Below are 13,147 nucleotides of genomic sequence, written 5' to 3' on the forward strand. Positions count from 1 at the left end.
GTCGTAGCCCGCGATGTCGCCGTTGTTGATCGGCGGGTACGGGTCCGGGCAGTCGCCCGGCACGCAGGGCCCGAGTCCGCCCGGCAGCGGATCCGCCCGCACCGCCTGGGGTGCGGCTGCCGCCGGGCCGGTCATGCCCAGCGGCAGGAACACGGCGCCGGCGGCGAGCCAGGTCACCCCCGCCGCTCTGAGCCCCGTACTGCCGAATCCGCCAAGGACCGTGTGCACCGTGGTCACCACTCCTCCGTCGAGACATGAGAAATCGAGACATCGACGAGACATCGCCACGCCGACAATCCGCTGCCCGTAATGTGCTGATACCTCATCAGCCCGGCGAGCGGGAAGCGTCCGGCCGGGTACGGAAATCACCCGGATGCCGCCTTTGCGCGCACGCCGCACGACGACGGCTGCCCGAGCCGTACGGGCCGTGCGGAAAACGCTCCACCGCCTCACCGTCCCGAAGTGCCCGATACCATAGCTTTCCGGTGTGATTGGAACCTTTCCGGCGCTCCTGGAGCGCCCCGACTCCCCGCCGCCGAGCACTCCCCCCGCCCCGCCCGCGCCCGCCGCGCCCCGCCGTCTCAGGTCCCGGCTCCGGCTCGCCGAGGGGGCCGCCGTCGTACTCGGCACCGTGGGCACGGCCGTCCAGGCAGCACGGCTCGGGCACTGGCTGATCGACGACGCCGCGATCACCTTCGCGTACGCGCGCAGCATCGACGAGGGCCACGGCCCCGTCCAGCAGCACGGCGCCGAAGCGGTCGAGGGGTACTCCAACCCCTCCTGGCTGGTCCTCCTCGTCCTCGGCCGCAGGCTCGGCCTCTTCGACAGCGGCAGGACCCTGGCGGGCGTCGCCGACCTGGTCTGGTACCCCAAGCTCCTCGCGCTGCTCTGCGTGGCCGGGATTCTGGTCGCGGTGACCGCGACCGCACGCGCCGCCTTCCCGGCCCGGCCCCTCGCCGCCCCCGCCGTGACGCTCCTCGCGGGAGCGGCGATCGCGGGCAACTTCTCCCTCGTGATCTGGCTGTTCTCCGGACTGGAGAACCCGCTGTACGCGCTGGCCGTGTCCGTGCTCGCCGCCGTACTCGCCCGGGCCGCGGCCCGGCGCACCCTGCTCGCCGGACGCACCGCGACCGCCGCCGGGCTGCTCGCCCTGCTGGCGGCGCTGACCCGCCCGGACGGGGCGGCCTACGCACTGGCGTATCCGGTGGTGCTGCTGCTGTTCGCCCACCGCGGGGAGGTGCGCCGGAGCGCGGGCCTCGCCGCCGCGTCACTCGCCGCGTTCGCCCTGCCGTACGGCTCCTTCCTGCTCTGGCGGCACGCGACCTTCGGGCGCTGGATCCCGAACACGGCCGTCGCGAAGTCGCAGGGCGCACCCGCCCTGGCCGAACTCGCGCGCACCGGCGAGCTGTTGACGTACGCCGGCTGGCTGCTGGTGCTGCTCCTGGCCGGGTGTACGGGCCTGGCGCTGAGCCGTCCCGGCCGGGCCCGCCGGGCGGTGGCGGCCGTCCTGGTCCCCCTCGCGCTCGCCCTCGGTGTGTACGGGGCGCTCGCCGCCGACTGGATGACGATGTACCGCTTCGCCACCCCCGTGTGGTCGGTGGGCGCGCTGGCGGCCGGGCTCGTCCTGGTCGCGGCCTGGCCCGAGGTTCCCGCCCGCGGGCGCCCGGTGCTGGCGGGCACCGCGGTCGTCGCCCTCGTCCTCTCCGTCGCCGGACGGCAGGACGCGGAGGCCCGCTTCGAGGCCCACCCGACCGTCCCGATGTGCTACGTGGCCCAGCGCTACGGCGAGACCTTCAACTCCTACGCGGACCAACTGGGCCTGGACGAAGCCACGTTGGCGCTTCCCGACCTCGGCGGCACCCTCCTCGCCACCCGGCTGACGGCCCTGGACATCGCCGGGCTCACCGACCGCCGCCTCGCCGACGCCCACGCCACCCACGACACCGCACGGATCCGCGACCACGTACTGCGCGAGGTGCGCCCGGAGTTCGTCCACGTCCACAGCGCGTGGAGCCGCAGGACCGGCCTCACCCGGGAGGTGCTGGCCGCCCACGGCTACGTACCGCTGGCGCTCAGGGGCTCGCACGGCGACTGGCTCCGGTACGACGCCGTACGCGACAAGCGCCGCATCGAAGCGGTACGGGGCTGGGCGCAGGAGCACGTGAACCGCCTCGACCGGCGGGAGTACGAGTCCGGCAGGGCAGGGTGCGGGGACACGCTGCTCCCGGGCCGGACGGCGGCGCGCGAGACGACCGACAAGTGATGCGAAAGGATGCAGGGATGCACCGACAGGACGTGACGGAAAGTCTGGATGCCCGGCCGCTGAGCAGGGACGCGGTGTCCGCGTGGGTGGAACTTCACGAGGCGGTCGAACGGGTCGACCGGGTCGGTGCGCACGTCGACGCGGAGGAGCTCGCCGAGGTGCTGGACGACCCCAAACTCGACCTGGAAAAGGACAGTCTGGGCTGGTGGGACGGGCCGCGCCTGGTGGCGTACGCCGTGCTGCACACGCCGCACGGCGCCGTGGACGGGGCGCGCTTCCAGGGCGACGCCGCGGTGCACCCCGACTGGCGGCGGCGCGGCATCGGGTCCCGGCTCGTCGCCTGGCTGGAAGCCCGGGCACAGGCGCGGCACGCGGCGGACCCGGAGCTGTCCGCGCTGGAGGGCGAGCTGCTGCTCGACGGGAAGGCCGGTGACGAGGGCCTGCTCAAGCTGACCGAGAAGTGCGGGTTCGTACCCGCCCGTTGGTGGTTCCTGATGAAGCAGCCGCTGGACGGGGAGCGTCCCGAGCCCCGCCCGGCCCCCGAGGGCACCCGTCTGGTGCCGTACGGGACGGAGTACGACGAGGCCACCCGGCTCGCGCACAACGACGCCTTTCGCGACCACTGGAACTTCGTCCGGCTCGACAGGGAGGACTGGCGCACCTGGCTCACGGGCGCCGGCTGGGCCAGGCCCGAGATGTCCCGGCTGCTGGTCTCGGGCGACGAGGTGGTGGCGTACCTCCTGGCGGAGGAGAGCGAGGCGGAGACGGCCGCGACGGGCCGCCGGGACTGCCATGTCGGCCACCTCGGGACCCGGCGGGCCTGGCGCGGCAGGGGCGCGGCACCCGCGCTGCTGGCGGAGCTGCTGGGCGCGGCGCGCGATGCCGGGTACGACACGGCGTCACTGACCGTGGACACGGCCAACCCGAGCGGTGCGCTGGGGTTCTACGAGCAGGCCGGGTTCGTGGTGGACCGCGAGACGGTGACGTATGCGCGGGCGCTGGGTCCCGTGGGGTGAAGGTCCGTCGGGGTGAGGTACGTCCGCCCCGGGCCGGAGCCTGGGCGCGGTGCGCATCCGTGGGTGGAGCACTGTTCGGCGACGGCGTGATCGTGAGATGTTGCCCGGGCAGGCCGTCCTCACCTTCGCGCAGGAGACAGACATGCCCACGCTCTTTCCCGCCCTCGAAACAGCGGGTCACGCCCCCGCCCTGCGGTTCGGCGACCGCGAGTTGGACTACGCAGGACTGAGAGCGGCGGCCTCGGCCACGGCGGTCCGCCTCGCCGGGGCCGAGCGGGTCGCCCTCTGGGCCACCCCGACCCTGGAGTCCGCGGTGGGAGCGGTGGCAGCCCTCCTCGCCGGGGTTCCCCTCGTGCCGGTCAACCCCGGCAGCGGCGCCCGCGAGCTCGCGCACGTCGTGGCCGACAGTGCGCCAGGACTCGTCATCGCGGCCCCGGGGGCGGAGCTGCCGGAGCCGTTGGCAGGGCTGCCCGTCGTACACCCGGACCTCGCACCGGCAGGACCGCTGCCCGCCCTCCCCGAAGAGCCCGGTGACGAGGAGCCCGCGCTCGTCGTCTACACGTCCGGCACCACGGGCCCGCCGAAGGGGGCGATCCTGCCGCGCCGGGCGATCCGCGCCACCCTCGACTCCCTCGCCGAAGCCTGGAAGTGGACCGGGGACGACGTCCTGGTGCACGGCCTGCCGCTGTTCCACGTCCACGGGCTCGTGCTCGGCGTCCTGGGGCCGCTGCGCAGGGGCGGCAGCCTCCGCCACCTCGGCCGCTTCTCGCCCGACGGGGTCAGGGAGGAGCTGACCGACGGGGCCACCGTGCTCTTCGGCGTGCCGACGATGTACCACCGCCTCGCCGAAGCGCTGCCGGCCGACCCGGCCCTGGGGAAGGCCCTCGCCGGTGCCAGGCTCCTCGTCTCCGGCTCCGCCGCGCTGTCCCGACGCGACCACGAGGCCATCACCGGGGCGACCGGTCAGCAGGTCGTCGAGCGGTACGGCATGACGGAGACGCTCATGAACACGAGCGTACGACCGGGTGGCGTGCCCCGACCAGGCAGTGTGGGAACGCCGTTGGACGGCGTCGAGCTGCGCCTCGTGGACGACGAAGGACGGCCCGTCGACGCCCTGGACGGAGAGACGCTCGGCGAGATCCAGGTGAAGGGCCCGAACCTCTTCACCGCCTACCTGGGCCGGCCGGACGCCACGGAGGCAGCCTTCGACCAGGGCTGGTTCCGTACCGGCGACATGGCGACACGGGACGCCGACGGATCCGTGCGGATCGTGGGCCGCCGCTCCACCGACCTGATCAAGAGCGGCGGCTACAAGATCGGTGCGGGCGAGATCGAGAACGTGCTCCTGGAACACCCCGCCGTCGCGGACGCCGCCGTCACCGGCGAACCCGACCCCGATCTGGGGGAGACCGTCGTCGCCTGGATCGTTCCGAGGGACGCGACGGCGCCGCCGAGCGCACAGGAGCTCGCCGACCACGTCGCCGGCCAGCTCGCCCCGTACAAGCGCCCCCGGATCGTACGGCTGCGGGAGTCGCTGCCCCGCAACGACATGGGGAAGATCATGAAGAAGGCGCTGCGGGACTGAGCCGGGCACCGCCCGAGCCGCCTGTGGGGTCGTACACCCGGACCCGTACCCCGTCGGCGTCCTCGTCGGCGACGTACGCCACCGTGATGTCGGAGGGCGCCGGGGCGGGCTGCGTCGGCGCGAGGGTCAACCGGGCACGTTGCCGCGCAGCAGCAGGGCGGCGAGGGCCAGGGCGTTCCCGCGTGCGGAGGCGATGTCGAGGCCGGTGAGTTCGGTGATTCTGGCGAGCCGGTTGTCCACGGTGTTGGGGTGCAGCCCGAGATGGTGTGCGGTGCTGCGCCGGTCGTGCCGGTGTTCGAGGTGGACGCGCAGGGTCTCGATGAGTTCGGGCCGGTCACCGACCGGGTCGAGCAGTGCGGCGATGCGGTCGCTGCTCTCGTCGTGGCGGGAGAGGTGGTACTCCAGCAGGACGTCGTCCATGCGGTGCGGGCCGGGGGGCCGGCCGCAGGCGCGGGCGACCCGGACGATGTCGGTGGCGGTACGGCCGGCGGCCGGTACGTCCTGGGCGGTGGCGGCGGCTACCGCGGCCAGTCGCACACCGTCGCCGCAGACCTGCCGGAGCCGGGTGGCCAGCTCCGCGCAGAGACGGTCGCCGTCCGGGTCGTCGGCCCGCTGCGGAACGATCACATGGCCGCCGTCGGTGCCGAGCAGGGACACCGCACCGGCGCCGAGCAGGCGGTCGAGAACGGTCTGGACGCGGCGGACCCGGCGGCGGCCCGCGACGGCCGTGGCCGTCGGCAGCCGTTCCTGCGCGACATGGAGGTGGACGACGAGGGAGCGGCCTGCCAGCCCCAGTTCCTCGAAGGCCCGCGCGGGCGGCAGCGAGCCGTCCAGCAGTCCGCGTACCAGCGAGCGGTGGTGCTCGCGGCGTTCGGCGGAGAGCGCGGCCTGCTCGTCGAGGTAGGTCTCGGCGACGGCGCCGATGATGGCTTCGTGACCGCGCAGGAGGAAGTCGACGAGTTCGATGAGCGCGCCCTCCTCCCCTTCGGCGGCCTCGGCCCTGAGCGCCTGCCACAGGACGTAGACGCCCGTGGAGTGGCTGCGCAGCAGGGTGTGCAGGGGCATGCCTTCGTCGGCGCGCTGGGCGGCACGCTCGCGGAAGAGACTGTGGTCCCCTGCGCGGCTCCGGGTGTCGCGCACCCGGCGCAGGAAGAGGCGTAGCCCGCTGCGGACCGTCGCGGCTATCTCCACGTCCTTCACGTCGGCGGGGAGATCGGCGTACCCCGGCAGGTGCTCGAAGGTCTCGCGGGCCATGTGGCGGGCGAGCTCGTTCACGCGGCCCTCGCACCGGGCGGCGAGGGCCTGCGCGGCGGGTGAGAGCGGCGGGTACGAGCGGTGCTGGTCGATCGGCGGATCGGGGGGCAGGTCGCTGGGCACCGGGCGGTTCCTCCGGACGGAGTGTGACGGATCACAAGTCGGGGCGCGCCCGACTGTGAGGACGGAGGGTATCTCCCCGCCATGATCCGGAACAGACTCCGTGGACATCAGCCGACCACCGCAGCGGGCAGGCGCGGTGGTCCCCGAGCGCGAGCACGAGGAGCCGGACGCTATGACGGAGCACAATTCCAGCGGTCACCACACCTCCCGCGGTCACCGCGATTCCAGCGGCTACATCGACTACGCGGACCGGGTCTGGTCCGGCGAGGAGTCGCTGCTCGCCCATTTCACGGGGAAGTTCACCGACGGCGGCCTGGTACGCATCGGCGACCGGACCGGCTTCTTCCCCGCCTTCGCCAACGTGGCCGTGTTCGACACCGGGGACGGCCTGGTGCTGATCGACTCGGGTGACTTCCGTACCGCCGTCCCCCTGCACGAGTCGGTACGAGGCCACTCCGCGGCGCCCGTGAGCACGGTGGTCTACACCCACGGCCACGTGGACCACGTCTTCGGTGTGGGGCCCTTCGACAGGGAGGCCGCCGAGGCCGGGACCCCCCGCCCCGAGGTCGTCGCCCACGAGGCGGTGACGGCACGCTTCGACCGCTACCGGGAGACGGCCGGCTACAACACCTGGATCAACCGCAAGCAGTTCGGCGTCCCGTCCCTGGAGTGGCCGACGGACTACCGCTACCCTGACACGACGTACCGCGATCAACTCACTCTGAAGCGCGGCGAGTTGACCTTCGAGCTGGTGCACGCCCGCGGCGAGACCGACGACCACACCTACGTGTGGACACCTGAACTGCGGACCCTGTGCACGGGCGACCTCTTCATCTGGAACTCGCCCAACGCGGGCAACCCGCAGAAGGTGCAGCGCTACCCGGTGGAGTGGGCGCGGGCGCTGCGCGACATGCAGGAACTGGGCGCCGAGGTGCTGCTCCCGGGGCACGGGGTGCCGATCCTCGGAGCCGACCGCATCCGGCAGGCACTCGGCGACACGGCGGAACTGCTCGAATCGCTGTGCACCCAGACCCGGGACCTGATGAACGCGGGCGCGCGCCTCGACGAGGTGCTGCACGGGGTGAAGGTCCCGCCGGGCCTCCTGGAGAAGCCGTACCTCCACCCGGCCTACGACGAGCCCGAGTTCGTCGTACGGAACCTGTGGCGGCTGTGGGGCGGCTGGTACGACCAGAACCCGGCGCACCTCAAGCCCGCCCCCGAAACCGCGCTGGCCGCTGAACTCGCCGAGGCGGCGGGAGGCGCGCGGGCGCTGGCGGACCGGGCCGAGCGGCTGCTCGGGCGCGGGGAACTGCGGCTGGCCTCGCACCTGGCCGAGACCGCCGCGCTGGCCGCCCCCGCCGACCGCGAGGTGGCCCGGATCCGGGCCGAGGTCTTCGCCCGCCGGGCCGGGCAGGAGACCTCGACGATGGCGCGCGGAGTCTTCCACTGGGCGGCTGCGGAATCCGCCGCCGTGGCGGAGGGCACGGACGTCGCCACGGAACTGACGCGCAGCGACGAAGGGCGGCGCCGGGCCGCGGGCGCCATCAGCGTGGGCGCGGTCGACGACGAGAGCTGCGGATGCGGCGGCGTCCCCACGGACGAGAGCCCGAACTCCGGCGCTGAGCAAGGGGCGTGACCATGGAGGCAGAGTCCGCCGCGACAGGGCGGGGAGGTCCGGCCGGCGGCCGGCGGGCCTGGACGACCACCTGGCTGCTGCTGGTCTTCATGCTGGTGAACTTCGCCGACAAGGCGGTCCTGGGGCTGGCCGGGCCGGAGATCATGAAGGAGTTCGGTCTCAGCCGTCAGGAGTTCGGCGCGGCCCAGGCCGCTTTCTTCAGCCTCTTCTCGCTGTCCGCACTGGGGGTGTCGTTCCTGACCCGCAGGGTGCGCACCTCGGTACTGCTCCTGGGCATGGGCCTGCTGTGGTCGGCCGCCCAGCTGCCGATGCTCTGGGGAGCGGCGGGCTTCGGGACCCTGATCGTGACGAGGGTGCTGCTCGGCTTCGCCGAGGGGCCGGCGGCGCCCGTGGCGGTCCACCACGCGCACGGCTGGTTCGAGCAGCGGGAGCGCACCCTGCCGACGGCGATCCTCATGGTGGGCGCGGCGGCGGGAGTCGCGGTGGCGGCGCCCACGCTCGGTGCGGTGATCTCCCACTTCGGCTGGCGCTGGGCCTTCGGGGCCGCGGGTCTCGCAGGTCTGCTGTGGGCGGTGGTGTGGGCGGTCAAGGGCAAGGAGGGGCCGCTGGCTCCGCCCGTGGGCCGCACGGCGCGCCCCGCGGCGGGAGAAGCCGTCCAGGTGTCGCTGCGGGCCGTGTTCCTCTCCGGCACCTTCGTCACGGCGGCACTGGGCGCGTTCGCGGCCTACTGGGTGATGAGCGCGAAACTCACCTGGCTGCCCGACTACCTCCACACGGTGGTGGGCTGGGACCTCGGGCAGTCAGGCGCCGCGGTCGGCGGCGGCGCGGTGGCCAACGGGGTGGTCCTGCTGGCGCACGGGCTGCTGGGCCGCCGGGCCGCCCTGCGGGGGACCGTCGGCAGGCTGCCGGCCGGAGCCGGTGCAGGGCTGCTGCTGGTGGTCTCGGCGGGCGCGGTGACCGTGTTCGCCACCGCCGACGCGCTGTGGATCAAGATCCCGATGATGTTCGGCCCGATGGCGGTGGCCCTCGTCATGCTCACCGCCGCGCAGACGGCCATCGCCCGGATCGCGCCGTCCTCCCAGCGCGGCGTCGTACTCGGCGCGCTGGTGGCGGTCTTCGCCCTGGGCGGCATCGTGTCCCCGCTGGTGCTCGGCCGGATCGTGGACGGCGCGGCGACCGCGACGGCCGGCTATGCGAACGGCTGGCTCGTCACGGCCGCCCTGCTGCTGGTGACGGGCGTCCTGGCGGCCCTCTTCATGCGCCCGGAGAGGGACGCCAGGCGGCTCGGCGTCCCGGAGTCCCCGACCTCAGGGGTTCCCGTCAGCCACTGACAGGAGCCCTCGGGCCGTACTGGGGCATCACCCGCACAGTTCCGTGAAGCGACGGGTGTCGATGTTGCCGCCGGAGATGATCACGCCCACCCGGGAAGGGAGTTGGCCGATGCGTCCGGCGAGCAGAGCGGCGAGTCCGGTGGCACCGCTGGGCTCGACGACGATCTTCAGACGCTCGAAGGCGAACCGCATGGCAGCGCGGATCTGGTCGTCGCTGACCAGGGCGATCTCGTCGACGAGCCGCTGATTGACGGAGAAGGTCAGCTCGCCGGGCGTCTGGATCGCCTGGCCGTCGGCGATGGTCCGCGGCACGGGGACGGTGATCCGCCTGCCCGCCGCCAGGGACTGCCTGGTGTCGTCCCCGGCCTCCGGTTCCACCCCGATCATCCGCGTCCCGCCGTACAGACCCTTGGCCGCGGTGGCACTGCCCGCGATGAGGCCGCCGCCGCCCACCGGGGCCACCAGCGCGCCGAGTTCACCGCTCTCCTCAATCAGTTCCAGCGCCGAGGTGCCCTGCCCGGCGATGACGTGCGGGTGCTCGTACGGCGGGATGAGCGTCAGACCGCGTTCGGCGGCCAGTGCCTCGCCGAGGGCGATCCGGTCCCCGGCGTACCGGTCGTACGTGACGATCTCCGCGCCGTAGCCGAGGGTCGCGTCCACCTTGGACTGCGGGGCGTCCTCGGGCATGAGGATCACCGCGGTGGTGCCCAGCTCCCGCGCGGCCAGGGCGACGGCCTGGGCGTGGTTGCCGGAGGAGTAGGCGGCAATTCCCTTGGCCAGCTGCTCCGGTGAGAGACGGGAGGCGGCGTTGTACGCGCCGCGGAACTTGAACGCGCCGATGCGCTGGAAGTTCTCGCACTTGAGGTGCACCTCGGCACCGACGAGCCCGTCCAGGGTGCGGGAGCGCAGGACGGGGGTGCGGTGGGCGACGCCCTTGAGCCGTGCGGCGGCGTCGCGTACGTCGTCCAGGGTCAGTTGCAGGGGGAGGGTCATGTCCGTGCTCCGTTTCTGATGCGTTGATCTCTGATGCGTCGATCCGACAGCAGTCCGTACATCACTCAGCAGTCCGTACATCACTCGCACGGGCAGTGCCGGGTTGGCTGCCGCCGCCCCGCCCAGCTCGTCGTCGTCGAGGAGGGCCGGCAGGCGTTCGGCGGGCAGTCGGGGGTGGCGTGCGGCGGCCGTGCGGACGGTCGGGTCCGGGTCGCGGGTGAGCCGGTCGGCGGTGTCGGGCCTGAGGCCGGGGTCGAGTACGGCGAGGCGCCGCTCGGCGGGGGCGCCGGCGTCGGCGAAGCGGGCCGCGAGTCCCGCGACGGGGAACCGCGGGTGTTCGAGCAGCAGGCCGCCGGTTCCGGACGGGTGCTCCAGGTAGCTGCGCAGCAGCAACTCAGGTGGTGGCGAAGGGTGGTTGTGCGCGAGCAGCATCCGTACGCCCGGGTCCGCGTCCTCGGCCAGCAGGGCGACCAGCGCGGCGGGCAGAGCGGGATCCTCGGCGGCCCGCCTGCGCAGCAACGGGTGGCGCGAGCGGGCGTACCTGGCGGTGTCCGCCGGGTCGGGAGCCGCCCGGACGTGGTGGGCGCGCGGGCCGAAGTCCTCTTCGTCCGCATCGGTGTTCACCGTGTAGTCGATCGCCGCCCGCTCGTCCTCGCTCAGCCCGGACCGCAGCGAGACCGCGGTGCGTACCCGCGGATCGGCGTCCTGCGCAAGGGAGTTGACGAGTCCGGGGGCGAGGTCGTCGCGGCGGGCGAGCTCCAGTCTGACCTTCGGGTCGGGGTGTGCGACGAGCGTGGCGACGACCTCAGGGGGAGTGCTGCGGTTGTGGGCGAGTACCCACTGGTTCTCGGGATCGGGGTCGCTCAGCAGCCAGTCGACGACCGTCCGCGTGAGGGGGCGGTTCACCAGGATGTGTGTGGTGGCGTGATTGCGCGGCGGGGGCAGCGGGCCCAGCTCACGCTCCATCGCCTCGGCGTCGTGGGTCTCCGTCCTGCGCTCCGCGGCGGCCCGCACCTGCGGGTGCGGGTCCGTCAGCAGCGCCGCCCGCTCGTCGTCGGAGAGCAGGGTCCATACGGAGACGGCCATGCGCCGTATCGAGGCGAAGGGGTGTCGGCAGTAGGTGAGTTGGAGGCGGAGGGATATCTGCCCGGAGGAGACCAGCTCGTGCAGGCAGTCGTTGTCGTACGTCGTCAGCATCCGGTCGACCACCGGGTCGGGGAGCGGGCGCACGGGCCGCCTGCTGTCCCGCCCCGGACGGCCGGAGAGGTGCGCCCGCACGATCCACTCGGGATCGTCGACGAGCAGCCCGCGCACGGCGGGATCGACGAACGGGTTGCGGGCCAGGGCTTTGCGGACCGGGGGAAGCGGGTGCGTGACGATCGCCGCGGTCACCTCGTCGGGAAAGGAGGAGCGGCGCGAGGCCAGCGCGGTCCAGGTGCTTTCGTACGAGGGCTCCAGCAGCCGGAGGAGCAGGTGGGCAGGGGCGGCGGGATTGACGGCGAGGCCGTCGAGCAGGGAGGTCACGCCACGCTCCTGGAGGGCCGGCGGGTCCGTACCGTCTGGGCTGCGGCCGGCACGAGTCGGGTGTCCTCGTTCAGCGCCACCGGCAGGGTGCGGATCAGGCCGCCGGTGCGTTCGGCGGCCCAGGCGTCGGGGTTCTTGCCGTCGGTCGCGAGGAGGGCGAGGAGCGGCCACAGGGTCGCGTCCGCGAGGGCCGGCCGGTCATGACCCGGCCCGGCGGTGGCCCACCGCTCGGTGAGCCGGTTCGTGGCGCGTGCGGAGCGTGCTGTCGGCTGTATGAGATGCCCCCTGTTTCCGGCGGGGCGCACAAAGGTCCGACTCGCACCCCTCGGGCGTCACCCTAGACGACGGCCCCCCCACCCGGCAGCGGCATTTCAGGGCGGTCGCCGGGGCCCCAACGACCGTGCGGCGAAAGCCCCTTGCTCACAAACGAGACGCAACGTATCGTCTTATCGAGGCCGCCTGAAGGTCATCTGCAGGTCAACCGAAGGTCTGGTTCCGCAGACCACGTACGAAGGAGCAGCATGGAGCAGTTCATCGACGCAGCACCCGGAGTACGCCTGTGGGCAGAGGCGGTGGGTGAGGCCGAGGCCCCGCCACTGCTGCTGATCATGGGTGCTCAGACCTCGGGCAAGGGCTGGCCCGACGAGTTCGTGGACATGCTCGCCGTGCACCACCGCGTGATCCGCTACGACCACCGTGACACCGGTCGCTCCAGCTGGCCCTTCGCGCAGCAGCCGTACCGGATCGTCGACCTCGCCGAGGACGCGATCGCGGTGCTGGACGGATTCGGTGTCGACCGCGCGCACGTCGTGGGGCTTTCCATGGGCGGGATGCTCACCCAGCTTCTGATCGCCGATCACCCCGACCGGCTGCTCAGCGCGACCGTGGTGGGCGCCTGTGCGCTCAGCACCGCTGCGTACGTCCACCCGGACGGCACGCGCACCCCGCCCGACCAACTGCCGGGCATCGCGCCCGAGATCCTGGAGATGTGGGCCAGGCCGGTCGAGGACCGGGGCCTGGAGGCCGAACTCGACCGGAGGGTCGCGCACTGGCGGGCGCTCTCCGGCGACCGGCTCCCCTTCCACCCCGAGCGCGCCCGCGCCCTGGAGCGGAAGATCATCGAGCACACGGGGCACCACGCGACCAGCACCGCACACGCCGACGCCGACCCCAGCGGCATGGACCGCACCGAAGAGCTCGCGAAGAGCGACGTGCCCACCCTGGTGATCTCCTCCCCGGCCGAACCCGTCTTCCCGCCGCCGCACCCGCAGCACCTCGCCCAGGCGATCCGCCGCACGCACGTCGTCGAGATCCCGGGCATGGGCCACGCGCTGCCCGACGAGGTCCTGGCCCCGCTCGCCACCGCAGTCCTGGAACACGCCGCGAGGCACTGAACCCGGCGGGCGGCCCTCTGTCGCGGGG

At 73.2% G+C, this 13,147-nt stretch carries 10 protein-coding genes and 2 pseudogenes; 6 read left to right on the top strand and 6 right to left on the bottom strand.

The features are described 5' to 3' along the window. Window positions 1–237 (bottom strand): annotated as a pseudogene (locus tag ACWGIG_RS15795) (hypothetical protein); the annotation flags it as partial. Window positions 238–487: 250 nt separating this feature from the next. On the opposite strand from ACWGIG_RS15795, the gene ACWGIG_RS15800 reads away from it, so the two are divergent. The 3 genes from ACWGIG_RS15800 to ACWGIG_RS15810 all read left to right on the top strand — a co-directional run bounded on the left by ACWGIG_RS15800 (window position 488) and on the right by ACWGIG_RS15810 (window position 4,864). Beyond that, on the top strand, window positions 488–2,263 hold the full coding sequence (locus ACWGIG_RS15800; RefSeq protein WP_453322159.1) for a hypothetical protein: 1,776 nt from the start codon (window positions 488–490) through the stop codon (window positions 2,261–2,263). 17 nt (window positions 2,264–2,280) lie between these two features. Continuing rightward, window positions 2,281–3,279, top strand: a complete 999-nt coding sequence (locus ACWGIG_RS15805; RefSeq protein ID WP_453322160.1) for a GNAT family N-acetyltransferase — start codon at window positions 2,281–2,283, stop codon at window positions 3,277–3,279. A gap of 142 nt (window positions 3,280–3,421) precedes the next feature. Further along, window positions 3,422–4,864 carry an acyl-CoA synthetase gene (locus tag ACWGIG_RS15810; RefSeq protein WP_453322161.1) on the top strand — a complete coding sequence of 481 codons (1,443 nt, stop codon included), beginning with the start codon at window positions 3,422–3,424 and terminating at the stop codon, window positions 4,862–4,864. Here the strand turns inward: ACWGIG_RS15810 and ACWGIG_RS15815 are convergent. After that, window positions 4,839–4,994, bottom strand: coding sequence for a hypothetical protein (locus ACWGIG_RS15815; RefSeq protein WP_453322162.1), 156 nt, complete (start codon window positions 4,992–4,994; stop codon window positions 4,839–4,841). The genes ACWGIG_RS15810 and ACWGIG_RS15815 overlap by 26 nt on opposite strands. Next, complete coding sequence (locus ACWGIG_RS15820; protein ID WP_453322163.1) at window positions 4,991–6,241, bottom strand: PucR family transcriptional regulator; 1,251 nt, start codon at window positions 6,239–6,241, stop codon at window positions 4,991–4,993. Before ACWGIG_RS15820 ends, ACWGIG_RS15815 begins: the two co-directional genes overlap by 4 nt. 172 nt (window positions 6,242–6,413) lie before the next feature. Here ACWGIG_RS15820 and ACWGIG_RS15825 point away from each other — a divergent pair, with 172 nt between their 5' ends. Both ACWGIG_RS15825 and ACWGIG_RS15830 read left to right on the top strand, forming a co-directional pair. Then, complete coding sequence (locus ACWGIG_RS15825; protein ID WP_453322164.1) at window positions 6,414–7,877, top strand: alkyl sulfatase dimerization domain-containing protein; 1,464 nt, start codon at window positions 6,414–6,416, stop codon at window positions 7,875–7,877. Between the two features lie 2 nt (window positions 7,878–7,879). Further along, window positions 7,880–9,208 (top strand): MFS transporter, encoded by a 1,329-nt coding sequence (locus ACWGIG_RS15830; protein WP_453322165.1) that lies wholly within the window; start codon window positions 7,880–7,882, stop codon window positions 9,206–9,208. Window positions 9,209–9,235: 27 nt separating this feature from the next. On the opposite strand, the gene ACWGIG_RS15835 is transcribed toward ACWGIG_RS15830, so the two are convergent. The 3 genes and pseudogenes from ACWGIG_RS15835 to ACWGIG_RS15845 all read right to left on the bottom strand — a co-directional run bounded on the left by ACWGIG_RS15835 (window position 9,236) and on the right by ACWGIG_RS15845 (window position 12,030). Beyond that, complete coding sequence (locus ACWGIG_RS15835) at window positions 9,236–10,201, bottom strand: pyridoxal-phosphate dependent enzyme (protein WP_453322184.1); 966 nt, start codon at window positions 10,199–10,201, stop codon at window positions 9,236–9,238. A 138-nt stretch (window positions 10,202–10,339) separates the two neighbouring features. Beyond that, window positions 10,340–11,398 (bottom strand): annotated as a pseudogene (locus tag ACWGIG_RS15840) (translation initiation factor 2); the annotation flags it as partial. 323 nt (window positions 11,399–11,721) lie between these two features. Then, the gene (locus ACWGIG_RS15845) at window positions 11,722–12,030 is read right to left on the bottom strand and encodes a hypothetical protein (RefSeq protein WP_453322166.1); all 309 of its coding nucleotides are present in this window, start codon (window positions 12,028–12,030) and stop codon (window positions 11,722–11,724) included. A 216-nt stretch (window positions 12,031–12,246) separates the two neighbouring features. Here ACWGIG_RS15845 and ACWGIG_RS15850 point away from each other — a divergent pair, with 216 nt between their 5' ends. After that, on the top strand, window positions 12,247–13,119 hold the full coding sequence (locus ACWGIG_RS15850) for an alpha/beta fold hydrolase (RefSeq protein WP_453322167.1): 873 nt from the start codon (window positions 12,247–12,249) through the stop codon (window positions 13,117–13,119). Window positions 13,120–13,147 lie beyond the last annotated feature (28 nt).

It is taken from the genome of Streptomyces sp. NPDC054863 (assembly GCF_053610825.1).